This is a genomic window from uncultured Jannaschia sp. (genome assembly GCF_947494025.1).
Classification (GTDB): domain Bacteria; phylum Pseudomonadota; class Alphaproteobacteria; order Rhodobacterales; family Rhodobacteraceae; genus Jannaschia.
This window is the reverse complement of sequence record NZ_CANLTQ010000001.1, coordinates 429190-454964: the sequence shown is the minus strand read 5'-3', so window position 1 is coordinate 454964 and position 25775 is coordinate 429190. Positions and strand designations below refer to the sequence as shown.

The 25775-nt window shown below is 70.3% G+C and carries 23 protein-coding genes, 1 tRNA gene and 2 riboswitches; of the genes, 14 read left to right on the top strand and 10 right to left on the bottom strand.

Features of this window, described 5'->3' with window-relative positions:
• Positions 1 to 128: 128 nt before the first annotated feature.
• From uvrC to Q1B08_RS02260, 5 genes are read left to right on the top strand one after another with little or no spacing between them, the layout of a single operon-like run.
• Complete coding sequence (gene uvrC, locus Q1B08_RS02280; protein ID WP_299814067.1) at positions 129 to 1988, top strand: excinuclease ABC subunit UvrC; 1860 nt, start codon at positions 129 to 131, stop codon at positions 1986 to 1988.
• Between the two features lie 34 nt (positions 1989 to 2022).
• A complete protein-coding gene (gene pgsA / locus Q1B08_RS02275; RefSeq protein ID WP_299814064.1) occupies positions 2023 to 2691 on the top strand; it encodes a CDP-diacylglycerol--glycerol-3-phosphate 3-phosphatidyltransferase in 669 nt (222 codons plus the stop codon).
• Positions 2688 to 2939 (top strand): molybdopterin converting factor subunit 1, encoded by a 252-nt coding sequence (gene moaD, locus Q1B08_RS02270; RefSeq protein ID WP_299814062.1) that lies wholly within the window; start codon positions 2688 to 2690, stop codon positions 2937 to 2939. Before pgsA ends, moaD begins: the two co-directional genes overlap by 4 nt.
• Before the next feature lie 10 nt (positions 2940 to 2949).
• A complete protein-coding gene (locus Q1B08_RS02265) occupies positions 2950 to 3390 on the top strand; it encodes a molybdenum cofactor biosynthesis protein MoaE (protein WP_299814891.1) in 441 nt (146 codons plus the stop codon).
• A 12-nt stretch (positions 3391 to 3402) separates the two neighbouring features.
• Positions 3403 to 4182: an SDR family oxidoreductase gene (locus tag Q1B08_RS02260; RefSeq protein WP_299814059.1), complete on the top strand. Its 780-nt coding sequence runs from the start codon at positions 3403 to 3405 to the stop codon at positions 4180 to 4182.
• Positions 4183 to 4312: 130 nt separating this feature from the next.
• Here the strand turns inward: Q1B08_RS02260 and Q1B08_RS02255 are convergent, their stop codons facing one another.
• The 3 genes from Q1B08_RS02255 to Q1B08_RS02245 form a co-directional block, all read right to left on the bottom strand.
• Complete coding sequence (locus Q1B08_RS02255) at positions 4313 to 5017, bottom strand: TspO/MBR family protein (protein WP_299814056.1); 705 nt, start codon at positions 5015 to 5017, stop codon at positions 4313 to 4315.
• 44 nt (positions 5018 to 5061) lie between these two features.
• Positions 5062 to 6528, bottom strand: a complete 1467-nt coding sequence (locus tag Q1B08_RS02250) for an ABC transporter substrate-binding protein (RefSeq protein WP_299814053.1) — start codon at positions 6526 to 6528, stop codon at positions 5062 to 5064.
• 74 nt (positions 6529 to 6602) lie between these two features.
• Positions 6603 to 7871 (bottom strand): acetylornithine deacetylase/succinyl-diaminopimelate desuccinylase family protein, encoded by a 1269-nt coding sequence (locus tag Q1B08_RS02245; protein ID WP_299814050.1) that lies wholly within the window; start codon positions 7869 to 7871, stop codon positions 6603 to 6605.
• 32 nt (positions 7872 to 7903) lie between these two features.
• On the opposite strand from Q1B08_RS02245, the gene Q1B08_RS02240 reads away from it, so the two are divergent.
• Positions 7904 to 8314 (top strand): hypothetical protein, encoded by a 411-nt coding sequence (locus Q1B08_RS02240; RefSeq protein ID WP_299814047.1) that lies wholly within the window; start codon positions 7904 to 7906, stop codon positions 8312 to 8314.
• Between the two features lie 22 nt (positions 8315 to 8336).
• Positions 8337 to 8597, top strand: coding sequence for a hypothetical protein (locus Q1B08_RS02235; protein ID WP_299814044.1), 261 nt, complete (start codon positions 8337 to 8339; stop codon positions 8595 to 8597).
• A 9-nt stretch (positions 8598 to 8606) separates the two neighbouring features.
• On the opposite strand, the gene Q1B08_RS02230 is transcribed toward Q1B08_RS02235, so the two are convergent.
• The 4 genes from Q1B08_RS02230 to Q1B08_RS02215 form a co-directional block, all read right to left on the bottom strand.
• Complete coding sequence (locus Q1B08_RS02230; protein WP_299814041.1) at positions 8607 to 10916, bottom strand: aldehyde dehydrogenase family protein; 2310 nt, start codon at positions 10914 to 10916, stop codon at positions 8607 to 8609.
• 75 nt (positions 10917 to 10991) lie between these two features.
• On the bottom strand, positions 10992 to 11948 hold the full coding sequence (deoC, locus tag Q1B08_RS02225; protein WP_299814038.1) for a deoxyribose-phosphate aldolase: 957 nt from the start codon (positions 11946 to 11948) through the stop codon (positions 10992 to 10994).
• Positions 11949 to 12024: 76 nt separating this feature from the next.
• Positions 12025 to 12819, bottom strand: a complete 795-nt coding sequence (locus Q1B08_RS02220) for an inositol monophosphatase family protein (protein ID WP_299814035.1) — start codon at positions 12817 to 12819, stop codon at positions 12025 to 12027.
• A gap of 70 nt (positions 12820 to 12889) precedes the next feature.
• On the bottom strand, positions 12890 to 13819 hold the full coding sequence (locus Q1B08_RS02215) for a LysR family transcriptional regulator (protein ID WP_299814888.1): 930 nt from the start codon (positions 13817 to 13819) through the stop codon (positions 12890 to 12892).
• Positions 13820 to 13915: 96 nt separating this feature from the next.
• Here Q1B08_RS02215 and Q1B08_RS02210 point away from each other — a divergent pair, with 96 nt between their 5' ends.
• Positions 13916 to 14779 (top strand): methylenetetrahydrofolate reductase, encoded by an 864-nt coding sequence (locus tag Q1B08_RS02210; protein WP_299814032.1) that lies wholly within the window; start codon positions 13916 to 13918, stop codon positions 14777 to 14779.
• A 16-nt stretch (positions 14780 to 14795) separates the two neighbouring features.
• Here the strand turns inward: Q1B08_RS02210 and Q1B08_RS02205 are convergent, their stop codons facing one another.
• Complete coding sequence (locus Q1B08_RS02205; RefSeq protein WP_299814029.1) at positions 14796 to 15521, bottom strand: DsbA family protein; 726 nt, start codon at positions 15519 to 15521, stop codon at positions 14796 to 14798.
• A gap of 133 nt (positions 15522 to 15654) precedes the next feature.
• Between Q1B08_RS02205 and Q1B08_RS02200 the strand changes: the two genes are divergently transcribed.
• Positions 15655 to 17682 (top strand): protein-disulfide reductase DsbD domain-containing protein, encoded by a 2028-nt coding sequence (locus Q1B08_RS02200; RefSeq protein WP_299814026.1) that lies wholly within the window; start codon positions 15655 to 15657, stop codon positions 17680 to 17682.
• Here the strand turns inward: Q1B08_RS02200 and Q1B08_RS02195 are convergent.
• Positions 17645 to 18178 (bottom strand): gamma-glutamylcyclotransferase, encoded by a 534-nt coding sequence (locus tag Q1B08_RS02195; protein WP_299814023.1) that lies wholly within the window; start codon positions 18176 to 18178, stop codon positions 17645 to 17647. The genes Q1B08_RS02200 and Q1B08_RS02195 overlap by 38 nt on opposite strands.
• A gap of 43 nt (positions 18179 to 18221) precedes the next feature.
• A riboswitch (glycine riboswitch) is annotated at positions 18222 to 18308 on the top strand.
• Positions 18309 to 18312: 4 nt separating this feature from the next.
• A riboswitch (glycine riboswitch) is annotated at positions 18313 to 18376 on the top strand.
• A gap of 41 nt (positions 18377 to 18417) precedes the next feature.
• Here Q1B08_RS02195 and gcvT point away from each other — a divergent pair.
• The 5 genes from gcvT to parA all read left to right on the top strand — a co-directional run bounded on the left by gcvT (position 18418) and on the right by parA (position 23795).
• The gene (gene gcvT, locus Q1B08_RS02190; protein WP_299814020.1) at positions 18418 to 19527 is read left to right on the top strand and encodes a glycine cleavage system aminomethyltransferase GcvT; all 1110 of its coding nucleotides are present in this window, start codon (positions 18418 to 18420) and stop codon (positions 19525 to 19527) included.
• 11 nt (positions 19528 to 19538) lie between these two features.
• Positions 19539 to 19898 carry a glycine cleavage system protein GcvH gene (gene gcvH / locus Q1B08_RS02185; protein ID WP_299814017.1) on the top strand — a complete coding sequence of 120 codons (360 nt, stop codon included), beginning with the start codon at positions 19539 to 19541 and terminating at the stop codon, positions 19896 to 19898.
• Between the two features lie 117 nt (positions 19899 to 20015).
• Positions 20016 to 22844 (top strand): aminomethyl-transferring glycine dehydrogenase, encoded by a 2829-nt coding sequence (gcvP, locus tag Q1B08_RS02180; protein ID WP_299814014.1) that lies wholly within the window; start codon positions 20016 to 20018, stop codon positions 22842 to 22844.
• Positions 22845 to 22898: 54 nt separating this feature from the next.
• Positions 22899 to 22974: transfer RNA gene (locus Q1B08_RS02175), tRNA-Ala, on the top strand.
• Between the two features lie 182 nt (positions 22975 to 23156).
• Positions 23157 to 23795: a ParA family partition ATPase gene (parA, locus tag Q1B08_RS02170; RefSeq protein ID WP_299814011.1), complete on the top strand. Its 639-nt coding sequence runs from the start codon at positions 23157 to 23159 to the stop codon at positions 23793 to 23795.
• Between the two features lie 12 nt (positions 23796 to 23807).
• On the opposite strand, the gene Q1B08_RS02165 is transcribed toward parA, so the two are convergent.
• Positions 23808 to 25775 carry a capsular polysaccharide biosynthesis protein gene (locus tag Q1B08_RS02165; protein WP_299814008.1) on the bottom strand — a complete coding sequence of 656 codons (1968 nt, stop codon included), beginning with the start codon at positions 25773 to 25775 and terminating at the stop codon, positions 23808 to 23810.

Genomic DNA, 25775 nt, shown 5'->3' with positions numbered 1-25775 from the left:
CCTGATATGTAAGGCCCAATATAAATCGCTCCCAGATCTATCCACAGGCGGAGAGGGGGCCCTTGGGACAACCCGGCCTCTTGCGTTTCGGGGCAATCATCAGGGCGAAATCGGAGAATCACGACGGCATGAGCGAGACGGTCAAGGATACGGGCCCCGAGGTCATCAAGCGCTTCCTCCGGACGCTCGACGGGTCGCCCGGCGTCTACCGGATGCTCGATGCGGAGAACCGCATCCTTTATGTCGGCAAGGCACGGAACCTGAAGAACCGGGTGGCGAACTATGCGCGGCTGCAGGGCCATTCGGGGCGTATCCGGCGCATGATCTCCGAAACCGCGTCGATGATGGTGCTGACCACCAATACCGAGCTCGAGGCGCTGCTGCTGGAGCAGAACCTCATCAAGCAGCTCAAGCCGCGCTACAACGTGCTGCTGCGCGACGACAAGTCGTTCCCCAATATCGAGGTGACGACGGCGCACGAATTTCCGATGATCCGCAAGCATCGCGGGCGGCGCACGAAGGAAAGCCAGTTCTTCGGCCCCTTCGCGAGCGCTGGCGCGGTGAACCGCGTGCTCAACCAGCTGCAGCGCGTGTTTCTGCTCCGGAACTGCTCGGACAGCGATTTCGAGACACGGACGCGGCCCTGCCTGAACTACCAGATCAAGCGCTGCAGCGCGCCCTGTGTCGGCCTGATCGGCGCGGACGACTACGCGTCCTCCGTCCGGGATGCGGAGCGGTTCCTGCGTGGCGAGACGACCTCGATCCAGGAAAAGCTCGCCGCCGAGATGAACGCGGCCTCCGCCGAGATGGAGTTCGAGCGCGCGGCCGCGTTGCGCGACCGGATCAAGGCGCTGACCAACGTGCAGTCGGTGCAGGGCGTCAATCCGCAGGGCGTGCCGGAGGCCGACGTGATCGGCCTGCACATGGAGGGCGGGCAGGCCTGCATCCAGGTCTTCTTCATCCGCGCCAACCAGAATTGGGGCAACAGCGACTTCTACCCCCGCATCTCCGAGGACAACACGCCGTCGGAGGTGGTGGCCGCCTTCCTGGGCCAGTTCTACGAGGGCAAGGAGCCGCCGCGGCTCATCCTTCTCTCCGACGGGATCGAGGAGGGGGACCTGATGGCCGAGGCGCTGTCGGATCGCGCCGGTCGCAAGGTGCAGCTCCTCGTGCCGCAGCGGGGCGAGAAGCACGAGCTGGTGCAGGGCGCGATCCGCAACGCGCGCGAAAGCCTCGGCCGGAAGATGTCGGAAAGCGCGACGCAGGCCCGCCTGCTCGAAGGCATGGCCGCCGCCTTCGACCTCGCCGCGCCCCCCCGGCGGATCGAGGTCTACGACAACAGCCACATCCAGGGCGCCTACGCGGTCGGCGCCATGATCGTCAGCGGGCCGGACGGGCTGGAGAAGTCGCAGTACCGCAAGTTCAACATCAAGGATGCGGAGCTGACCCCCGGCGACGACTTCGCGATGATGAAGGAAGTGCTGTCGCGCCGGTTCAAACGGCTCCTGAAGGAGGACCCGGAGCGCCGGAGCGGGATGTGGCCCGATCTCCTGTTGATCGACGGCGGGGCGGGGCAGGTCTCCGCCGTACGCGAGATCATGCGCGACCTCGGCGTGGAGGACGTGCCGATGGTGGGCGTGGCCAAGGGCATCGACCGCGACCAGGGCAAGGAGGAGTTCCACCGCACCGGACGGCGGCCCTTCGCGCTGCAACGGAACGACCCGGTCCTTTATTTCGTCCAGCGCCTGCGCGACGAGGCGCACCGCTTCGCCATCGGCACGCACCGCGCCAAGCGGGCCAAGGCGTTCACCGCCAATCCGCTCGACGAGGTGACGGGCGTGGGTCCGGGCCGCAAGCGCGCGCTGCTCGCGCATTTCGGCTCGGCCAAGGCCGTATCCCGCGCCGCGCTCGCCGATCTGAAGGCGGTGGACGGTATCTCCGACGCGCTGGCGGAGGCCATTCACCATCACTTCCACGAACGCGGCTAGCGGCCCCCGCGCAGCCGCGCTAGAACGCGGTGCAATGACTTGGACCGTGCCGAATATCCTGACCGTGCTGCGGCTTTTCGCGGCCCCCGGCGTGGCCGTCATGTTCCTGTTCTTCGCGCGTCCCTGGGCCGACTGGTTCGCGCTCGTCCTGTTCGTGACGGCGGCGGTGACGGACTGGTTCGACGGATATCTCGCGCGCGAATGGGATCAGGAAAGCAAGTTCGGCGCGATGCTCGACCCGATCGCGGACAAGGCGATGGTGGTGATCGCGCTTCTGGTCATCACCGGCTTCTCGGGCATGAACCCGTGGATCCTGCTGCCGGCGACGATCATCCTGTTCCGGGAAGTCTTCGTCAGCGGCCTGCGCGAGTTTCTCGGGAACACGGCGGGGCTGCTGAAGGTCACGCCGCTCGCGAAGTGGAAGACGACGGCGCAAATGGTTTCGCTGGCCGTCCTGTTTTCCACCGGTATCTTCGAGCATCATTTCGCCGAACGCATCTTCGGCATGGATCCGGGGACGCTGGGCGCCATCCTGTCGGGCGAGCTGCCGGACGAGCTGAACCTCAACCTGCTGCTGTGGATGCAGGACGTGACATTCTATGCGGGCGTCCTGCTGCTCTGGGTGGCGGCGGCGCTGACCGCGCTGACGGGCTGGGACTACTTCGCCAAGGCGCTCCCCTTTCTGCGAGACAAGACGGCATGAAGGTACAGGTTCTCTACTTCGCGTGGCTCCGCGAGCGGATCGGACAGGGACGGGAGGTCGTGGAGACCGAGGCCGCCACCGTGGCCGACCTCGTCGCGGAGCTGCGCGCGCGGGAGGAGCGCTACGATCTGGCCTTCTCCGACATGGGCGCGATCCGCTGCGCCGTGGATCAGGCGCTGGCGCCCGTCGAGACGCCGCTCGACGGTGTGCGTGAGGTGGCCTTCTTTCCGCCGATGACCGGTGGCTGAATCCTCGTCGATCCGCGTCGTCGTGAGCGAGGCCGATTTCGACCTCGGCGCGGAAGCGGCGCGTCTGGAAGCGGGCGAGGAGACCGGCGCGGTCGTCACCTTCACCGGACGGGTCCGCGGCGGCGGCGGCCTGCGGCGAATGGTGATCGAGCATTACCCGGGCATGACCGAACGGGCGCTGACCGAGATCGCCGGGGAGGCCGCTCGCCGCTGGCCGCTCTCCGGCACGATGATCTACCACCGCCACGGTTCCCTTGCGCCGGGCGACCGCATCATGATGGTCGCCACCGCCTCGCGACACAGGGAGGCGGCCTTCGCGGCGGCTTCGTTCCTGATGGATTACCTGAAATCGCGCGCCCCCTTCTGGAAGAAGGAGGAGACCGACGACGGCGCCGATTGGGTTGCCGCGCGGGACGCCGACGAGGCCGCGCTCGAACGCTGGAACGAATAAAAGGGGAACGACATGGATCTCGGGATCAAGGGAAAGAGGGCGCTGGTCTGCGCCTCGTCGAAGGGGCTCGGCCTCGGTTGCGCCACGGCGCTGGCGGAAGCGGGGGTCGACCTTGTGATGAATGCACGCGGCGCCGAAGCGCTGGAGACCGCGGCGTCGGATCTGCGTGAGCGGTTCGGCGTGGCGGTCGAGACGGTCGCGGGTGACGTGACAACCGAAGATGGCCGGGCGGCGCTGCTGGAGGTCGCGGGATCGCCCGACATCCTCGTGACCAATGCCGGCGGCCCGCCGCCGGGCGTCTGGTCGGACTGGGGCCGCGAGGACTTCATCCGCGCGCTCGACGCCAACATGCTGACCCCGATCGCGCTGATGACGGCGCTGCTGCCGTCGATGATGGAACGGGGCTGGGGCCGGGTGGTCAACATCACCTCGCAATCGGTGAAGGCGCCGATTCCCGCGCTCGGGCTTTCCAACGCGGCCCGGACAGGACTGACGGGCTATGTCGCGGGCACGTCGCGACAGGTCGCGTCCTCGGGGGTGACGATCAACAACCTGCTGCCCGGTATCCATGCGACGGACCGCGCGGTCAGTCTCGACACGGGGGTGAGCCGGCAGCAGGACATCTCCGTCGACGAGGCGCGCGCGCGGCGCGAGGCGACGATCCCCGCCCGCCGCTACGGCACGCCCGCCGAGTTCGGCGCTGCCTGCGCGTTCCTCTGCTCGGAGCATGCGGGCTTCATCGTGGGGCAGAACATCCTGCTCGACGGCGGCGGGACCAACGCAACGATCTGAGGAATGCGGCAACCTTGTTAGAGGCCGGCAGCCTCCGCCAATGGGTCGGAGGCTGCTTGGCGTGCCGCCGGACGACAGGTCGATCGGATCGTCCCACGCCGGTCGGCCGACCGCATCTTCCGGTGCGGGTTCAGACGCGGCGCTTTCGTCCCGGCACGACGGTCAGGGCGGCGATCACGACCGCCGCCGCCATCGCGAACAGCCCCACGAGGTCGAACCCGTTGCGCATTGTCACGGCAAGAAGCGCCCAGACGATCGCCACCCCGAAGGTCGCCCAGGGCCGCGCCCGAAGGATCGCGACGCCGATGCAGAGGGCAAGCCCGAGAAGCGCGATGGCCCAGCCCGTCGCGTCGAAGGGCGGCACGGCGAAACCCGTGAGCAAGACGCCGAGCGACACGCAGGCTGCCGCGCTGAGCCAGCCCGCGTAAAGGCCGACCGGCGTACCGAGCAGCCACCGGTCGCGCCATGGCGCCCGCAGAAGCGCGACGAGCGCGGTCCCCAGCATTGCCCAGATCAGGATCGTCGCCCAGAGCGGCGAGATCATCGCGACCGGAAGCCAGACCGCCCCGATGCCGAGACTCGCGACCAGCGGCCATCGCGTCGCGTCCCAGTCCGCATCCTCCGGCCGGCGCCACAACCCGTAGCCCGCCATCGCGACCAGCCAAAGATAGATCACCCCCCATATCGAGAAGGCGTAGCCCGCCGGGATGATCGGCGGGTCCGACGTGATGGCCGGAAACTGCGACGGGTCGTAGCCTCCGAAGCCCGGATTGAGGAGCGGCGAGACAGCGAAGGCCAGCGCGGCGAGGAGGACGAGAACGGCTTTGAGACGCATGCTCCGCATCTAGGCCGCGCGGGGGGCGCGGCGAGGACCGGGCCTCACTCGGTCCACCGCACCTCGGTCAGGTCGTTCGCCTGCGTCGGCGCGTTCGCCCACAGCCCCTCGATCCTGGCATCCGCCACGCCGGTCTTGGCGAGCTGGAACAGGTAGGCGTTCACGTAATCCGCGGCGATCTTCTCCTGCGCCTCCCTCAGGATCTCGCTGCGCTCCGCGGGCATCGACGTCGCCTCCAGCCGGGTCATCATGTCCTGAAAGCCGGCATCGTCGTAGCCGAAATAGTAGTCCGGCCGGGCGTAGACGTTGATGTCCATCGGCTCGGTATGGCTGACGATGGTGAGATCGAAATCGTGGCCGTTGAACACCTGCTCGAGCCATTGGGCCCATTCGACATTCGTCACCTCCGTCTCGATCCCCACGTCGCGAAACTGGCTTGCCACGATCTCGCCGCCACGCCGTGCGTAGGACGGCGGCGGCAGGGCGAGGCGCAGGGAAAGGTCGGAGGCCCCGGCCTCGGACAGCAGCGCGCGCGCGCGGTCGGGATCGAAGGCCGACATCTCGGTCAGGTCGACGTAGTCGGGATGGTGCGGCGCGAAATGCGTGCCGATCGGCGTGCCGTAGCCGAACATCGCGCCGTCGACGATCGCCTGCCGGTCGATCGCGCGGGCGATGGCCTCGCGCACGCGGGGATCGGGCACGTTGCGGTTGTTGATGGCGAGGATCGTCTCCCCCTCGGTCGAGCCGACGATCACGGAAAAGCGCGGATCGGCCTCGAAATTGGCCAGCGTCTCGGGCGCGGGGAAGTTCGGGAAGGCGTCGATGTCGCCCGCCATCATCGCGGCGAAGGCGGCGTTCGGATCCGCGATGAAGCGAAAGGTCGCGTTCTCGAGCGCCGGCGGATCGCCCCAGTAATCGTCGTAGCGCGCCAGCGTCACGCTGTCGCCCTGCGCCCAGTTCCCGAACCGGAACGGGCCGGTTCCGATCGGGTTCGTGGCGTTGTCCTCGGCGCTTTCGGGCGCGACGATCACCGCGTCGCCCCAGGCAAGGTTGAAGGGCAGGTTTCCGTCGGGCTGCGCCAGCGTGATCCGCACCGTCGCGGGATCCAAAGCCTCGACGCTCTCGATCCCCTCGAACAGCACCTTCTGCGCGTTGGTCGAGTCCGCCGCCCGGGCGCGGTCCAGCGTGAAGACCACATCCTCGGCATCCATCGCCGAGCCGTCGTGGAAGGTCACGCCTTCCACGAGGTCGAAGGTCCACGTGAGCCCGTCCTCGGAAACCTCCCATCCCGTCGCGAGCAGCGGCTCGATCTGGCCGTCGCGCCCGAACCGGGTCAGCCCCTCGAACACGTTGGCGTAGACCACCTCGTCGATGGCCGCCGCCGCGCCGCCGGTCGGGTCGAGGTTCGGCGGCTCCAGCACCATGCCGATGGAGATGTCGGTCTGCTGCGCCAGCGCGGACGTCGCCGTCGTCGCGAGGAGGAGCAGCGTGGCGATGGGTCTGGTGAGCATGGGCATCCCTCTCGTTCCGTCGATGCCACGTTAGGCGCGCGGACGTTCGCGCGGCAAGTCGCCTCTGCACCTCCTCAGTCGAGCAGCGCGTCGAGCGCCAGCGCCATGACGCGGCCGCTGTCGATCATATCGTCCACGCCGATCCATTCGTCCGGCTGGTGCGCGAGGTCGAGGATGCCCGGCCCGTAGGCGATGCAGTTCCGGAGCCGCCCGATCCGGTCGATATGCTTCTGGTCGTAGGTGCCCGGCGAGACGACGAACTCCGCCGCGCTGCCCAGTACCTGCCGCACCGCGTCCCCCACAACCCGCACGACAGGGGCGTCCTCGGGCGTCATCGTCGGCTGAACCTCGAACAGATCGCGAATCTCGTAGCGGAAGCCCGGCCGGCTTTCGCGCACGCGTTCCATCATCGCCGTCACCTCCGCCTTCACCTCGGCGATGTCCTCCTCCATCAGGAACCGCCGGTCGATGGTGAGGATGCAGCGGTCGGGCACACAGGCGGAGGGCAGGCCGGTATACTCCGCCTCCTGCACCGGCTCGCCGCCGTGGATCGCGTTGATGTTGATCGTGGACTGCTTCGCCCCCTCGGGGACGACCGGCATCGCGGTGCGCTTGCCGGCGAGAAGGGGGAACAGCGTCGCCTCCATCTCGTCGAGGACCGCCCCCATGTGGCGGACGGCGCAATCGCCGAGGAACGGCATCGAGCCATGGGCGATGCGGCCCTTGGTCTCGATCTCCGCCCACCACACGCCGCGATGGCCGAGGCAGATGCGGTCCTTGTTGAGCGGCTCCGGGATGATGACGTGCTGCACCCGTGCGGGGTCGAAGAAGCCGTGCTCCGCCAGATACGCGACGCCGCCGTAGCCGCCCGATTCCTCGTCGGCGGTGGCGGAGATCTCGATGGCGCCGCGGAAGTCGGGGCGGGCGGCCGCGAAGGCCTCGGCGGCAACGATGCTGGTGGCGAGGCCGCCCTTCATGTCGCAGGCCCCGCGCCCGTAGACGCGGCCGTCCGCGAGCTCGCCCCCGAACGGATCGCGGGTCCAGCCCTCGCCCACCGCGACGACGTCGTGGTGGCTGTTGAAGTGGACGCATTCGCCGGGGCCGCGACCTTCCAGCCGGCAGACGACGTTCCAGCGTGGATAGCGGTCGCTGTCGCCGAGCGCGCCTGCCGCACGGACCATCTCCACCTGCCAGCCCTGTTGCGACATCCGCTCGCCCACGAGGGCGCAGATGTCGTGGTAGTGCCGCCCCGGCGGGTTCAGCGTCGGCACGCGGATAAGCTCCTGCGTCAGCGCGACCAGATCGTCGCGGCGTGCTTCGATGTCTTGTAACAGCTTGTCCACACCGTGCCTCGTCCGTTGCTCGTGCCGCCATGATGGCGGGCTTCGCCGTTGGCTGCCATGCCATTCCGCCCATCGGCATGGACCTTCCGCCCCGTGCAGCTATCCTGTGCGGGGCATCGTTTCCGGGAGGACATGCGCTGGACCTGATCGCCCCCCTGATCGCGCTCGTCGCCGTGGCATGGCTCGTGCCGTGGCTCATCGGCCGCTGCCTGCCCGAGGGGGCGGGCTGGCTCGTGGTGAACGGCGCGCTCGCGGCCCTCGTGCTGACGGCGATCGCCGGGGTGGCGTTCGTCTGGCTTTACGGGGCGGCGGTGGAGACGGTCTGGCACGCGGCTCCGGGGCATTTCGTGACGCTCGCGCTGCGCTCGGCGCTGATCTGGGCACCGGTCATGGTGCTCTCGCTCGCGAACCTGCCGCGCAACTGGTCGAAGGCGGTCTGGTGAGACGCGCCGGGGGTGGAACGCGATGATCGCGCTCCTGCGCCTTGTGCTGATGATCGTCGTCGGCCTCACGGTGATCGCCGTCTGCCTGTGGTTCTGGTGCCGCGCCGGCGCGCGCGACCGGCTGGAAGCGGAGTGGGCGCGGACCCGGCCGCCCCTGCCGCTGCACCGCTACGTCAAAAACGGGCTCGACGACCGCAAGCCGCGTTTGATCCGCCGCCTGATCTTGGGCGTCTACGTCGCCCCGATCACGCTGCTTGCCGTGCTGGTCTGGACCTTCAACTAGGTCCGGCGCTCAGGTCCCGAACGGAATCCAGATCGTCTGCACCTCGGTCGCGTGGTCGAGCCACGGCCGCGCATCAACGGCGTTCCAGTCGCGTCCGTGGCCATGATTGACCCAGGTCCGCTTCAGGTTGGCCGCCGCCTCCCGCTCGATGCTGGCGGAGATGTCGGCGGAGGAGAAGCTCCACACCGCATCCACGTCCATGTGCCCCGCCGCCTGCGCCGCAAGTTCGGCATGCTCGCCGGTCAGGATGTTGACCACCCCCGCCGGCACGTCCGACGTGTCGAGTACCTGATAAAGGTCCGTGGCCGTCAACGGCGCCGTTTCCGGCGCGATCAGTACCAGACGGTTGCCCACCGACAAGGCCGCGCCGACGATCTGCGCGAGGCCGAGGAGCGGGGCTTCCTCGGGCGCGAAGGCCACGATCGTCCCCATCGGCCGGTTGAGCGCGAGCGTCAGCCCCGCGAGCGGCGTGCCGACCGTGCGGCCGTCGTGCTTGTCCGCCCAGGCGGCCCAGCGGAACAGGTGCCGCACCGCATCCTCCGCCTCCGGTCCGCCCCCCGTCTGCGCGGCGAGCCGGGCATCGAACTCGGCCGCGCGCGCGGCGAGATTCTCGGCGAGGTAGTAAAGGATTTGCGCGCGCAGATGCCCGGGCGATCCGCTCCAGCCCTTCGCGGCGTTCGCCGCCTCGACGGCGTTGCGCAGGTCCTTGCGGTTCGCGATGCCGACCTCGCCCACGATGCCCTTCGGTCCGGCGACAGGGCGGGTATAGCCGCCATCGGGTCGCGCCTGCTTGCCGCCGACATACATCTTCGACGTCCGGTCCACCGCATCCGCCGGTTGGCCCGCGGCCTCGAACCTCGCGGGACGGTCCAGCCGCGGGCCGCGGGCGGGACGCAGATAGGCCTGCAGGCCCGCCATGCCGCCCTCGCGCCCGAACCCGCTCTCCTTCATGCCGCCGAAGGGCGCGGCGGCGTCGAGCATGTTCGCGCCGTTCACCCAGACCACGCCCGCGCGGACCTTCGGCGCGGTGTCGAGCGCAACATCGATGTCCTGCGACCAGACGCTGCCGGCAAGGCCGTAGGCCGTGTCGTTGGCGAGTTGCACCGCCTCGGCGGGCGTGCGGAAGGTCGTCATCGCGAGGACGGGGCCGAACACCTCCTCCTGCATGAGCGGATCGGCCCCGTGCAGGTCGGTCACGAGCGTCGGCGGCAGGAAGCAGCCTTCGGGCGCCGTCCCGCGATGCACGCTGCCGGACGTCCGCGCGAGCAGCGTCTCGATGCGCGCCTTGTGCTCGGCATGGACCAACGCGCCCATGTCCACCGACTTGTCGAGCGGATCGCCCACGCGGATGCGCGCCATGCGGTCCTTCAGCCGCGCGGTGAAATCGGCCGCGATTCCCTCCTGCACCAGCAAGCGGGCGCCGGCGCAGCAGACCTGCCCGCCGTTGAACCAGATCGCGTCGACCAGTCCCTCGATCGCCCCGTCGATATCGGCGTCCTCGAAGACGACGTAGGGCGACTTGCCGCCGAGCTCGAGGGTGAGCCCGATGCCGCGCCCGGCCGTCTCCCGCCGCAGGATGCGCCCCACCTCGGTCGAGCCGGTGAAGGCCAGCTTGTCGATCTCGGCGGCGGTCAGCGCCGCGCCGGTCGCGCCATCTCCCGTCACGACGTTCACGACACCCGGCGGGACGCCCGCGCCCTCGCAGATATCCGCGAAGGCCAGCGCGGTGAGCGGGGTCCATTCGGCGGGCTTCAGGACGACCGTGTTGCCCATCGCGAGCGCTGGCGCGACCTTCCAGGCCAGCATCAGCAGCGGGAAGTTCCACGGCACGATCTGCCCGCAGACGCCCCAGGGTTCCGCCCCGGGCAGGGTCTCGCCGCGCAGCTCGGCATGACCCGCATGGTGGTAGAAATGCCGCGCGGCCAGCGCCACGTCGATGTCGCGCGCCTCCCGGATCGGCTTGCCGGTGTCGAGCGTTTCCAGCACGGCGAGGAGCCGCGTGTGCTTTTGCAGCCCCCGCGCGATGGCGTAGAGCACGCGCGCCCGGTCATGGTCGGCCGTCGCGGCCCAGCCCCGCCCGGCCCGGCGCGCGGCGGCGACGGCCTCGGCGATGTCGGCCTCCGTCCCCTGCGTCACCTCCGCCAGCGTCTCGCCCGTGGCCGGGTTCGTCGTCGCGAAGGTCTCGCCCGGATCGCGGCGCGCCCCGTCGATGTAGTGTCCGAACCTGCGGCCATGCGCCTCGAGCCAGGCATCGGCCTCGGCGCGGCTTTCGGGCGCGGGGCCCCATTCCATGCTTTCGAAAATCTCCGCCACGCTCATATCGTCTTTGCTTTCCAAATATTGCGGGGAACGCGGGAGGTGAGCGGCGCGAACGTGCGCGGCGCCCCCTTGTTCCTAGCCCACCGCATGCCGGTACGCCGCCGAATATCGCCCCGTCACCGCATGCTCCAGCTGCCGCTCGATATCGCCCAGAAGCGAGGAGGCGCCGAAGCGGAACAGATCGGGGCGCAGCCAGCGGTCCCCCAGCTCGTCCTTCAGGAGCGACAGATAGGTCACAGCGTCCTTCGCCTTCGACACGCCGCCCGCGGGCTTGTAGCCGACCTTGTGGCCCGACATCCCCTCATAGGCCCGGATCGCCCGCATCATGGTGAGGGAGACGGGCAGGGTAGCGTTCACGGTCTCCTTGCCGGTGGACGTCTTGATGAAGTCGGCCCCCGCCATCATCGTGACGAAGCTCGCCTTCATGACGTTCCGAAGCGTCTGGAGCTCCCCCGTCGCAAGGATCGCCTTCATATGCGCCGGCCCGCAGGCCGCGCGCATTTGCGCCGTCTCGTCGTAGAGGGCGGCCCAGTCACCGCTCAGCACGTGCCGGCGGGAGATGACGATGTCGATCTCCGTCGCGCCGGCGGCGACGCTCGCCTCGATCTCCTTCAGGCGGATGCCGAAGGGCGACAGCCCCGCCGGAAAGCCGGTGGAGACGGCGGCGACCGGCAGCCGTCCCTGCAAGGCCTCGACCGCGACCGGCACCATCTCGTGATAGACGCAGACCGCGCCGACGGTCAGGTCGGGCAGGCCGATCGACTGGAGGATGTCGCCGCGGACCGGAGCCAACGCCTTGGCGCAGAGCCGCCGCACGCGCCCGGGCGTGTCGTCGCCCGCCAGCGTCGTCAGGTCGATCATCGAGACCGCGCGGGCGAGCCAGGCTGTCTGCCACTCCTTCTTGAGCGACCGCCGCGCGCCGATTCCGCCGGCACGCCGGATCGTGGCGGGGGTGTTCACGCGCACGGCCTCGACCAATGCGGGGTCGAAGGGCAGGCCCGCGTTGCGGGAAAGGTCGGTCGGATGGGTCACGGGGTTTCGGTCGTCCGCAGGCTGGGAAATCGGCGGAACGCTTGCACAGCGACGATCCGTTGACAACCGCACGCGCCTAGTCGCGCTCGCGAATGATCGCGGCGAAGCGGTCGAAGATCGCGCCGGACCCGCAGACGAGTTGCCCGTCCTCGAGCATCGACTGGCCGCTGCGCAGAGGCTCCACGAAGCCGCCCGCCTCGCGCACGATGACGATGCCCGCGGCGATGTCCCAGGGCTTCAGCCCGCGCTCCCAGTAGCCGTCGTAGCGGCCCGCGGCGACGTAGGCCAGGTCGAGCGACGCCGCGCCCCAGCGGCGCACGCCCGCGCAGGCGGGCAGGAGGCGGGCGAGATCCTGCAACGCGGCGGGCAGGTACTTGCCGCCGGCGAAGGGCAGGCCGGTCGCGTAGACCGTCTCGATCATGGAGGTCCGGCCCGACACGCGCAGCCGTGTGCGATTGTCGAGCCAGGCGCCGTTGCCCTTCTCGGCGTAGAAAAGCTCGTCCTTCACCGGGTCGTAGATCACGCCGATTACGATCTCGCCCTTGTGCTCGAGCGCGATGGAGACGGCCCAGTGCGGCATGCCGTGCAGAAAGTTCGTTGTCCCGTCGAGCGGATCGACGATCCAGCGGCGGGTCGGGTCCTTGCCCTCCACCGGCTCGGATTCCTCGCCCAGCCAACCGTAGCTCGGACGCGCGGCGGTCAGATCCTCGCGGATGATCTCCTCGGCGCGGCGATCGGCGCGGCTGACGAAGTCGCCGGGGCCCTTGGCGGAGACCTGCAGGTTCTCGACCTCGCCGAAATCCTTCACGAGGCTGCGTCCGGCCTTCCGGGCGGCCTTGATCATCACGTTGAGGTTCGCGCTGCCCTGCATTCTCTCGCTCCGCTTGGCGTCAGGCGGTGCGTTTAGCGGAGGCGGGCGGAAGGGACCACCCCCGGCGCGTTCAGCCGGCGCGGCGCGCCGCGTCGCCCTCGCGCTGCAGCTTCAGGGGCTCGGTCCGCATCAGGCGCAGCACATGCGCCACGAACGGCTTCGTCGCATCCTCTCCGCGCACGGCGGCGTAGAGGCGCCGGGTCAGTCCGGTGGCGGTCAGCGGACGCGTCACGTAGTCGGAGTTCCAGCGCACGTCACGCACGACCCAGTCGGGCAGCACGGCGACGCCGCGGTTCGACGCCACGAGGAGCAGGATCACCGCCGTCAGCTCCACCTGCCGGACGGTGGCGGGCTCGATCCCCGCGGGGATCAGCAACTGGCTGAATACGTCGAGGCGGCCACGCTCCACCGGGTAAGTGATCAGCGTCTCGCCGGCGAAGTCCGCGGCCTCGACGAAGGGCTTCTGCGCGAGCGGATGCGCGGCGGCCGCGAGAAAGACCGGCGCGTAGTCGAAGAGCGGCGCGAACTCGACGCCGGGCAGATTCTCGGGATCGGACGAGACGACGAGATCCACCTCCCCCTTTTGCAAGGCCGGCAGGGCCTGGAACTGGAGGCCGGGGCGGATGTCCACGTCGACCTCGGGCCAGGCGCGGCGGAACTGCTCGAGCACGGGGAACAGCCATTCGAAGCAGGCATGGCATTCGATGGCGATATGCAGGCGTCCGGTCCGCCCCGACACCATGCCGGCGAAGTCCTGCTCCACCGCCTCGACCTGCGGCAGGACCTGGTCGGCCAGCCGCAGGAGCCGCTGGCCCGCCGCCGAAAGCGTCATCGGCTTGGACCGCCGCACGAAGAGATCCACCCCGATCTGCGCCTCGAGGTTCTTGATCTGGTGCGACAGCGCGGATTGCGTGATGTGGAGCCGGTCCGCCGCGCGGGCGAGCCCGCCGCAATCGTGGATCGCGCGGATCGTGCGGAGATGACGGAATTCGAGGTTCAATCGCATACCCGGCTCATGTCCGTGTTGAACATTATGAGGCTGTCTCACGAAACCGGGTCGTGTCACAAGCGTTCCAACGCCAGAGGATGCCATATCATGCCCATGCCCGCCGTCTCCTTCGAGTTCTTTCCGCCGAAATCGCTGCAGGGCAGCTTCCGTCTGTGGGACACCGTGCAGACGCTCGCACCGCTGGCGCCCGAATGGGTTTCGGTCACCTACGGGGCCGGCGGGACGACGCGGGAGCTGACGCGCGAGGCGGTGGCGACCATCGGTCAGGCCTTCGATCTGCGCGTGGCGGGACATCTGACCTGCGTGGATGCCAGCCGGGAGGAGACGCTGGACGTCGCGCGCGGCTTCCGCAAGGCGGGCGTGGAGGACATCGTGGCGCTTCGCGGCGACCCGCCCAGGGGCACGGACGGGTTCACGGCGCATCCCGACGGATTCGCCAACTCGGTGGAGCTGGTGGCCGCGCTGGCCGAGGAGGGGTTCACATTACGCGTGGGCTGCTATCCCGACAAGCACCCGGAGGCGGCGGACGGGGATGCCGACATCGCCTGGCTCAAGCGCAAGATCGACGCCGGCGCGAAGGAGGCGATCACGCAGTTCTTCTTCGACCCCGAGACGTTCCTGCGCTTTCGCGACCGCGCCGTGGCCGCCGGCATCGATGCGCCGATCGTGCCCGGCATCCTGCCGGTCGAGAACTGGGCCAAGGCCTCGAAATTCGCCGATGCCTGCGGGGCGCTCATCCCCGACGACCTGCGCGCGGCCTTCGACGTGGCGGTGCGCGACGACCGGGCGGACCTGCTCGCCGTGGCGCAGGCGGCGGAGCTCGCCGACACGCTGGTCTGCGAGGGTTGCGAGCAGCTGCATTTCTACACACTGAACCGGCCGGAGCTGACGCGCGACGTCTGCGTCGCGCTCGGGCTCAAGCCGAAGGTGACGCTGAGCGAGGTGGCCTGAGGCTCGCGGGGCGGCGTCAGCCGTCGTCGCGCGCCATCTCGATCATGGCCCGCATCTGCTCGGCGTCGATCAAGCCGGGCGCGCGGTTCTCGCCGATCACGAAGCTCGGCGTGCCGGTGAAGCCCAGCGACTGCGCCAGCGCCATGGACGTGTCGATATGCTCGGCCACCTCCGGCGCCTCCATGTCGGCCCGCAGCTTGTCGGTGTCGAGCCCGACCTCCTCCGCGATCCGCATCACCGCATTCTCGTCGAGCCGCCCCTCGGAGCCGAGCATGGCCTTGTGCAGCTCGGCGTACTTGTCCTGCGCCCGGGCGGCGAGCGCGGCGCGCGACGCGAAGACCGAGCCTTCGCCCAGGATCGGCCATTCCCGGTAGACCACCCGGACGTCGCCGTCGTTCTCGATCAGGGCCGCGACCTCGTCGGCGGCACGGCGGCAATAGGGGCAGTTGTAGTCGAAGAACTCCACCACGGTGACGTCGCCCTCGGGATTGCCCAAGACCGGCGCGTTCGGGTCCTGCTCCAGCGCGGCGCGGTTCTCGCCCAGCGCGGTCTGCGCCTGGTCCGCCGCCGCCTGCGCCTCGCGTTCCTGAAGGATCGCGACGGCGTCCATCACGACCTGCGGGTTCTCCAGGATGGCCTCGAGGGCAAGCTCCCTGACCCGCTCCTCCGTCAGGTCCTGCGCTGGGGCGGGCAGGGTGCCGAGGCACGTCGTGGCGGCAAGGGCGGCGATAAGGCGGGTCATGGCGGATCCTGATTTTCGTGCGGGCGCAGCGTGGCCCGCGGGTTCGCGCAAGGCAAGCGCCTTCGGTCACGTTCCTGTCAGCGCGGGGTCCGGGCCTGTCGCGCGTCCGCCCTCTGGCGTAGACCCGCGGGCGATGCTCCGTTGTCTCGTCATCCTGATCTTCGCGCTTCTCGCCGCACCGCTCCTCGCGGCGCAGTCCGAGGTCGCGCGCGGCAACGCCGTGACCGCGCGGCTGCTGACGGCGCAGGACGGCGTGGGCGCGGGGGTGGCCACGGTGCAGGCGGGGCTCGACCTCGCGCTGGAGCCGGGCTGGCACAGCTACTGGCGCTCCCCGGGGGAGGTGGGCCTGCCGCCCGCGATCTCCTGGGAGGGGTCGGAGAACGTTGCTTCGGTCGAACTGGCCTATCCCGCACCCGAGCGGTTCGAGGCCTTCGACATCCAGAACTTCGGCTATGCCGACCACGTGCTGCATCCGCTTACGGTGACGCTTTCGGAACCGGGCGCGCCGGCGCGGCTGGACCTGCGGGTGGACCTGCTCGTCTGCGCGGAGATCTGCGTGCCCGAAACGCTCGGCCTCGCGCTCGACCTGCCGGCGGGGGGCGGGCTCGACGCCGTCTCCGCCGACCGGCTGGCGGATTGGACGGCGCGCGTGCCCGGATCGGCGGCGGAGGCCGGGATCGAGATCGAGGGCGCCCATCTCGACGACACGGCCCTCACCGTCGCCGCGCGCGCGGCGGAGCCGTTCGCCAATCCCGACCTGTTCCCCGAGCGCGGGGCCTACGCGGCCTTCGGCAAGCCCGAGATCGTCCTTTCCGACGGGGGGCGGCGGCTCTGGGCGCGCATCCCGGTTTCCGGCACGGGGGAGGGGGCGCCGACGCTGACGCTGGTGGACGGCGATCGCGCGGCGACCGTTCCGCTGACGCTGTCGGACACGCCGCCCGCGCGGGCGGACGGGGCGGCGTCCGGCGCGCTCTGGCGCGTGCTCCTCGTGGCGATGCTGGGCGGTCTCCTTCTGAACGTGATGCCCTGCGTCCTGCCCGTCCTGTCGATCAAGCTCGCCTCGGCCCTGCAGGCCCGGGACCGCGCCCCGGCGCGCGTGCGGGCAGGGTTCCTCGCCACCGCGGGGGGCGTTCTCGCCTTCTTCGGCGCACTGGCGCTCGCGGTGATCGGGCTGCGGGGCGCGGGCTACGCGGTGGGCTGGGGCGTGCAGTTCCAGAACCCTGCCTTTCTGGCGCTGATGATCGGGCTGATCACGATCTTCGCGGCCAACATGCTCGGCCTGTTCGAGGTCCGGATAGGCCAGGGGGCGCTGACCGGAATGGCGCGGACGGAGACGCGGGGTGGCTGGGGCGGGGACTTTGCCACCGGGGCCTTCGCCGCCGTGATGGCGACGCCCTGCTCAGCCCCCTTTATAGGAACGGCCGTGACCTACGCGCTGACCGGCGGCCCCGCACTGACGCTCGCCGTGTTCCTCGCCATGGGGACGGGCCTCGCGCTGCCCTATCTGGCGGTCGCCGCGCGGCCCGCGCTCGTCCGGCGCCTGCCGCGGCCCGGGCGGTGGATGCGGCAGGTGCAGGTCGTGCTGGGCGGGCTGCTCCTTCTGACGGCGCTGTGGCTCCTTTCCGTGCTGGCCGGGGCGGCAGGGCTTCGTATGGCGCTCGTCGTGGGCGGACTGGCGGCGGCGATGTTTGTTGCGCTCGCCGTCGGTCGCCGCGCGCGGCTGGCGGGCGGGGCGGGGCTCGCCGCGCTGGTCCTCGCCGCGGCGGTCACCCCGCCGGCCGAGGCGGACCGCGCCGTCGATGCCGGGTGGGAGCCCTTCGCCGAAGCCCGGATCGCCGAGGAGGTGGCGCGGGGCAACACCGTCTTCGTCGACGTCACCGCCGATTGGTGCCTGACCTGCAAGGCGAACAAGAGCCTCGTGCTGACCCGCGACAACGTGGCGAAAGCGCTGGCGGGGACGGTGGCGCTTCAGGCGGACTGGACCCGTCCCGACGACGCGATCGCGGCCTATCTCCGGGCGAACGACCGCTTCGGCATCCCGTTCGACGCGGTCTACGGGCCGGGCGCGCCGGATGGCATCCTGCTGCCGGAGCTCCTGACCGAGGCAGCCGTGCTCGACGCGATCAGCCGTGCGGGACCGCGATCGGGCGCACCCGGCTGAGCCAGTCGTCCACCAGCGCCGCCTCCCGCTCCGTCAGGGTTTGCGCGCGGGGATAGACGGGGGTGGCGCGGTCGTTGCGGATCGGCGCCTCCCAGCCGTCGGTTGTCTCGAAGAAGCGCGCCACGCCCGCCTCGCCGTATTCCCGCAGGTAGCCCTGCACTACCACGTCGAGATAGCTGAGCAGGATCGGCAGTTCCGCCTCCGGGGCGGGATGCAGATCCGGAGGGATGTGGTAGATCGACGGCCCCTCGGGCAGGGCCCGGCGCAGATAGCCCGTTTCCCGCGCGTCGAGCGCCTTCCAGTCGCCGCCGGGCACCTCCGCCGCGAGGCCGTCGATCTCGCTTTCGGGGTCGGGCACGGCGGTCAGGAACGGCGCGTGGTGGAACACCGTGTGCCGCCAGGCGCGCCGCCATCCGCGCACGGTCAGCCGCCGGCCGGCCGGATAGAGATGGGTGCGGCGATTGACGAGCGAGCCGTAGCCGAAGAAGCGATGCATCTTTTCCTCTTGCGCGATGGTCGCCGCGCCACCTATCAGGGTTTCGCGCGGCCCGGGAGACTCTGCCCCAGGCAGGGCCGAAGGAGCAACCGCCCCGGTAAACTCTCAGGCGAACGGACCGGCCGCGAAACGTACTCTGGAGAGAGGTCCCTCGCGGACCCGCCGAAGGGATAGCGATCTCAGGCGCAAGGGACAGAGGGGGCATCGAAACGCGGGCGCGTGACCCGAGGAGATGCCGAATGGACGACCCGATTCCCCTGCCGCTCGACGGCCTGCACACGGAGCTCGGCGGACGCATGGTGCCGTTCGCGGGCTATTCGATGCCGGTGCAATATCCCGCCGGCGTGATGGCCGAACACCTGCACACCCGCGCGAAGGCCGGCCTTTTCGACGTGAGCCACATGGGTCAGGTCGTCATCCGCGGCGAGAACGCGGCCGCCGCGCTCGAAGCCTTGGTGCCGGTCAACGTCGTGGGGCTCGCCGAGGGGCGGCAGCGCTACGGGTTCCTGACCTTTCCCGACGGCGGGCTGGCCGACGACCTGATGGTCGCGAACCGGGGGGACCACCTGTTCCTCGTCGTCAACGGCGCGATGAAGCACCTCGACCTCGAGATCCTGCGGAAGGGCCTGCCCGACCATTCGGTGGAGATGCTGGAGGACCGTGCTCTCCTCGCGCTGCAGGGTCCGTCGGCGGAGGCCGCGCTGGCCGGGCCGGTGCCCGGCGTGGCGGGGATGCGGTTCATGGACGTCGCCACCTTCGACTGGGAGGGCGCGGCGCTCTGGATCAGCCGGTCGGGCTATACCGGCGAGGACGGGTTCGAGATCAGCGTGCCGGTCGACCGGGTCGACGCCTTCGCCCGCGCGCTCCTGTCCCGCGACGGCGTGATGCCCATCGGCCTCGGCGCGCGCGATTCGCTCCGGCTCGAGGCGGGGATGCCCCTCTACGGACAGGACCTGACACCCGAGATCACGCCGGTGGAGGCCGGGCTCGGCTGGGCGATCCAGAAGGTCCGGCGCACGGGCGGCGACCGCGCGGGCGGGTTCACCGGGTCGGAGCGTATCCTGGCGGAACTCGCGGACGGCCCGAAACGCATCCGCGTCGGCCTGCGCCCCGAGGGCCGGGCGCCGATGCGGACGGGCGTGGCGCTCTACCCCGGCGCGGACGCCACGACCCCCTGCGGCACCGTGACCTCGGGCGGGTTCGGCCCTTCGGTGGGCGCGCCCGTCGCGATGGGCTACGTGCCTATTGGCACGGCGGTCGGGTCCGTTCTTTATGGAGACGTGCGCGGCAAGCGGTTGCCCGTGACGGTCGCCGACCTGCCCTTCCACCAGCCGCGCTACCGGCGCTGAAGAGGATCGAGATGAAGTACACCGAAGATCATGAATGGCTCGAGGACACGGACGGTGTCGTCACCGTCGGCATCACCGGACACGCCGCGACGCAGCTGGGCGACGTCGTGTTCGTGGAGCTGCCCGATGTGGGCCGCACGGTCACCAAGGGCGAGGAGATCGTCGTGATCGAAAGCGTCAAGGCCGCCTCCGACATCCTGGCCCCGCTCGACGGCGAGATCGTCGAGGTGAACGAGGCCCTTTCCGACAATCCCGGCCTCGTGAACGAGGACGCCGAAGCCGCCTGGTTCTTTCGCATGACGACCACCACCCCCGAGGAGATGGGCGACATGATGGACGAGGACGCCTACGCCGAGTTCGTGGCGGACTGACGCCCGCGTCCGCGTGACATCTTCGGCAGCGTGACGGTCGCGGCGCGGCCGTCACGCTCGTCCCGACCGGGGCGGGCCTGCCGATCCCCGACCGCGCCGCAGACCGAGGACCGTCTCATGCCCCTGACCGATTACGACACCTACGATTTCGCCAACCGCCGCCATATCGGCCCCTCCCCGGACGAGATGGCGGAGATGCTGGAGGTGATCGGCTGCGACAGCCTCGACGCGCTGATCGAGGAGACGGTGCCCGCCGCCATCCGGCAGGCGGAGCCGCTGCCCTGGCCGCAGATGACGGAGCACGCGATCCTCGCGCGGATGCGCGACCTCGCGGCGCGGAACCGGGTCACCACCGCCATGATCGGGCAGGGCTATTCCGACACGGTCACGCCGCCCGCGATCCAGCGCAACATCCTCGAGAATCCCGCCTGGTACACGGCCTACACGCCCTACCAGCCGGAGATCGCGCAGGGTCGGCTCGAGGCGCTTCTGAACTTCCAGACGATGGTCTCCGATCTGACCGGCCTTCCGGTGGCCAACGCCTCGCTTCTTGACGAGGCCACCGCCTGCGCCGAGGCGATGGTGATGGCGCAGCGCGCGGCGAAGTCGAAGGAGACGCGGTTCTTCGTCCATGCCCGCTGCCACCCGCAGAACATCGAGGTCATGCGCACCCGGGCCGAACCGCTCGGCATCGAACTCGTCGTGGGCGAGATCGACGATCTCGACGCGGCGTCCGTGTTCGGCGCGATCTTCCAGTATCCCGACACGCTGGGCAGCCTGCGCGACCTGACGCCCCAGATGCAGGCGCTGCACGACGCGAAGGCCATCGGCATCGTCGCCACGGACCTTCTGGCGCTCTGCCTCCTGAAGGAGCCGGGCGCGATGGGGGCCGACATCGCCGTGGGCTCCGCGCAGCGCTTCGGCGTGCCGCTGGGCTACGGCGGCCCGCACGCGGCGTTCTTCGCCTGCGCCGAAGCGCTCAAGCGCACCATGCCGGGCCGCATCGTCGGCGTCTCCGTCGACAGCCACGGCAACAAGGCCTACCGTCTCGCGCTGCAAACGCGGGAGCAGCATATCCGGCGCGAGAAGGCGACCTCCAACGTCTGCACCGCGCAGGCGCTTCTGGCGGTGATGGCGAGCTTCTACGCCGTGTTCCACGGGCCGAAGGGCCTCCACCATATCGCCACGCATGTCCATTCCCACGCCGTCGCCCTGCGCGACGCGCTGACGGGGGCAGGGTTCGACGTGGCCACGGGGGCGGTCTTCGACACGCTCACCGTGAACGCGGGGGCGATGCGGGGCGTGATCTGGAACGCCGCGCGGGCGGAGGGCATCACGCTCGGCCGCGTCGGCGACGACTGCCTGCGGATCGCCTGCGACGAACTCACCGACGGCGACGTGCTGACCCGCGTGCTGCGGGCCTTCGGGATCGAGGCGCAGATCGCGGCCACGCGCACCGACATCCCCGAGGCGCTCCGCCGGCAATCGGACTACCTGACCCACCCGATCTTCCACATGAACCGCGCCGAGGCGGAGATGATGCGCTACATGCGCCGCCTCGCCGACCGCGACCTCGCCCTCGACCGGGCGATGATCCCGCTCGGATCCTGCACGATGAAGCTCAACGCCGCGGTCGAGATGATGCCGGTGACCTTCCCCGAATTCGGCCGCATCCACCCCTTCGCGCCGGCCGGGGACGCGGCGGGCTACGCCGAGATGATCGCGGAGCTGTCGGACCGGCTCTGCACGATCACCGGCTACGACGCGATGTCGATGCAGCCCAATTCCGGCGCGCAGGGCGAATATGCCGGTCTTCTGACCATCGCCGCCTATCACAAGGCGCGGGGCGAGGACCGGCGGATCTGCCTTATTCCCACCTCCGCGCACGGCACCAACCCCGCCTCCGCCCAGATGGCGGGGATGAGGGTCGTGGTCGTGAAGGCGGCGGAGAACGGCGACATCGACCTGGACGATTTCCGCGCCAAGGCGGAGGCGGCGGGCGACGACCTCGCCGCCTGCATGATCACCTATCCCTCCACCCACGGCGTGTTCGAGGACAGCGTGCGCGAGGTCTGCGAGATCACGCATCGTCACGGGGGGCAGGTCTATCTCGACGGCGCCAATCTGAACGCGATGGTGGGGCTGTCGAAGCCGGGCGAGATCGGCGCCGACGTGAGCCATCTGAACCTGCACAAGACGTTCTGCATCCCGCATGGCGGCGGCGGCCCGGGCATGGGACCGATCGGCGTGCGCGCGCATCTCGCGCCGCACCTGCCGGGCCATCCGGAGACCGGCGGCACGATGCCCGTCTCCGCCGCGCCCTACGGCTCCGCCTCGATCCTGCCGATCAGCTACGCCTACGTGATGATGATGGGCGGCGCGGGGCTGACGCAGGCGACCAAGGTCGCGATCCTGTCGGCGAACTACATCGCCGCCCGGCTCGAAGGGGCCTACGACGTGCTCTACAAGGGCGGACGGGGCCGCGTGGCGCATGAATGCATCCTCGACACGCGACCCTTCGACCGCGCGGCGAAGGTCACCGTGGACGACGTGGCCAAGCGCCTCATCGACAACGGCTTCCACGCGCCCACCATGTCCTGGCCAGTGGCCGGCACGCTGATGGTGGAGCCCACCGAGAGCGAGCCCAAGCCAGAACTCGACCGCTTCGTCGACGCCATGCTCGCCATTCGCGAGGAGATGGCGGCGATCGAGCGGGGCGAGATCGACCCGGCGAACAACCCGCTCAAGAACGCGCCGCACACAATGGAGGATCTCGTCCGCGACTGGGACCGGCCCTATTCGCGCGAGGCCGCGTGCTTCCCGCCGGGCGCGTTCCGGGTGGACAAGTACTGGCCGCCGGTGAACCGCGTGGACAACGTCGCAGGCGACCGCAACCTCGTCTGCACCTGCCCGCCGGTGGAAGAGTATCTCGAAGCGGCCGAATAGTGCGTCCGGGGGCGGTTGACGCCGCCCCCGACCCCCGCCATATGGGTCGCCGTTGGGGTCGTAGCTCAGTTGGTAGAGCGCGTCGTTCGCAATGACGAGGTCAGGGGTTCGATTCCCCTCGGCTCCACCATCCTCACCTTCCGATCGGATGTCCTCGCCCCGGGTAATGCGTTTTCGTGGGTCGCAGGGCGTTCGCGTTCGAACCCGCTGCCGATGGCTCCGCCATCTCCGCCTCCGTCTGATGGCCAGAGGCGGATTGACGCCGCGGGGCCGGTGCCGCAAGCTCGTGCCGCATCGCAGCGTGAGGACGCCATGGCCACCGTCATCACCTTTGCCCAGCAGAAGGGCGGCTCCGGCAAGACGACGCTGACCGCGAACGTCGGCGCCGAACTGGCGGCGCGGGGGCGAAGCGTCGCGTTGCTCGACAGCGATCCGCAGGGCTCGCTCGGGCGCTGGTTCATGACCCGCTACGAACGGGAGGACGGTCTGCGGGGCGACCTGACCTTCTCCACCTCCTCGGCCTGGGGGATCGGCTACGAGGCGGGGAAGTATCGCGACAGCCACGACTTCGTGCTGATCGACACGCCGCCCAAGATCGACGGCGACCTCCGGCCGGCCTTGAAGGCCTCGGACATGATCGTGGTCCCCGTCACGGCAAGCCAAGTGGATCTCTGGGCGACGGAGGGCGTGCTGGAACTTGCCGCGCGGGAACGGAAGATGCCCTTCGTGGTGCTGAACCGGGCGCGGGCGGGCACGAACCTGACCGCCACCATCCGCGCGGCCCTGTCGGATCTGGAGGCCGAGGCGGCCGACAGCGTCATCGCCAACCGCGTGGCCTATGCCGAGGCGATGGGCACGGGGCAGGGGGTGTGCGAATATCCGGGCGCGAAAATCGCCGCGACGGAGGTATCGGCGCTGGTCGACGAGATCCTCGCCCGACTGGGTCGCTAGGAGCCGGGCACGTCAACGCCAGAGCCGCGCCTGTCCGGCGAGCGTGCCCTGCGCGCGGGCGAGCAGGCGATTGGCCGGGCCGGGCCGCGGGATCGGACCATGGGCGAGGCGGTCGAGTATCACCTCGGGCGGGCAGGCCGCGCCTGTCATCGGATCGTGGTAGCGCGGACATTCGATCAGCGCGGCATGGACAAGGGCGTCGAGCGACGGGCGCGCGCGGCGGCGGGCCGAGACGCGGCCGAGGTCGCGGGTCAGGCCCCAGCCGGCGTAGAACGGCGCGCCGAGCGTGACGACGGGGGTCTCGCGCAGGAGCGCCTCGAAGCCGAGGAGCGAGGTCAAGGTCCAGACCTCGTCCGCCGCGGCGACAAGGGCGAGCGGGTCTGCGTGGCGCGCCACGAGGTCGGCCCCGCCGGCGTCGATCGCCCCGTCGCGCAGGCCGGCCTCCACGTCGGGATGCGGCTTGTAGACGAGGAACGCGCCGGGATTGGCATGTCGCGCCGTGGCGAGCAGGCCGGCATTGTCCGTGACGTCCGACGTGCCGAGGCGGACGGACGCGTCGTCGGCGACCTGACCGGCGACGAGGACGATCCGCGCGGCGGGAAGCGCGGGGAGCGTGCCTTCGAGGTTGTACTTCGTCAGGCCGAGCGCGACGATGCGCCGTCGCAGGTCGCGCGCCCGTCCGAGCGCCTCCGGCGGCATCGCCGCCGCCCGCGCGATGGCCGCCTCGAGGTCGGAAGGGCGCGAGGGGTCGTAATACAGGCCACGCGCGTCGAGCACGAGGGAAAGCGGCGGAACGAGCGCCGCGCCGAGACCCCGGGAGCGCAGGAACCCGTCCTCGGCCCGCGTCGCCCCGGCGGGTGCCTCCGCCGTCCCCCAGACCAGCCGCCGGCGCGCCGGGTCGCCCCGATACGTCACGCGCCCGGACAGGAAACGGCGCATCGGCGCGCGCTTCCACAGCCGCAGATCCGGCGCCGACCAGCCCGCGCGATCCTCCCGCCAGGCGCGGGCGCGGGCCTCCAGCATTCGGATCACGTCGATGGCGTCGCAGAGCCGGTCGCGATGCGGGTCATACCAGCGCGAATAGAGCAACATCGCGCCGGCGAAGAGCTGCGTCCGCGTCAGTCGCCGCTGTCGCCGGTCCACGGGGCGGCGCGCGTCGTCGAGGCCCCAGCCGGACCAGAAGGGCTGACCGAGGCAGACGGGGCGGTGGCCGTGCAGCATCGCCTCGAAGCCGAGCTGGCTGCTCACCGTGTAGACGCGCGTGGCGCCCGCGAAGAGCGCGGCGGGGGGCAGGGATCGCGGCTCCAGCACCGCGCCGTGGACGGCGTCGCCCTCTCCGTAATGCCCGGCCCCGGCGGGATGCGTCTTGAGAACGAGCCGTGCGCCCGGGTTCTCCTCGCGGGCGAGGAGGAGCATCTCGCGAAAGGTCGCGGCCGCGGCGCCGCCGCGGGCGATGGCCGCGTCGCCGCGCCTTTGGTCGACGACGAGGACGTAGCCGGGATCGGGCGGGGCCAGATCGGCGCGCGTGGCGGCGTATTTGGTGACGCCGCTCGCGACCATCTCCCCCATCGCGGTGCGGGCGCGGGCGATGAGGCCGCCGTCGTCGAAAGGGTGCGTCGCGAGAAGCGTTTCGAGGTCGGAGGGCCGGCTGCCGTCGAAATGCGCGGCGCGGCCGTCGATGACGAGGCCGAGGGGCCCGTCCGCCCGGCCGCCCATGCCTGCCGGATGCAGCGAGCGGAGGAACGCGTCCTCGAAGCGCAGGACCGGCGCCTCCATCCTCGCCGCCACCGCCTCGGCCCGGCGGGACGCCCCGGCATGCCCCCAGACCGCGACCCGCTCGCCGGCACGGGGCAGACCGGGGCGCAGGTCGATGCCGGACAGCTCCGCGATGCGGCGCAGGCGGGGCGACAGGAAACCGCCCGTGACGTAACGCGCGGTGATCCGGTCGGGGGCGGGGCCTTCGGCCGCGCCGGTCGTCAC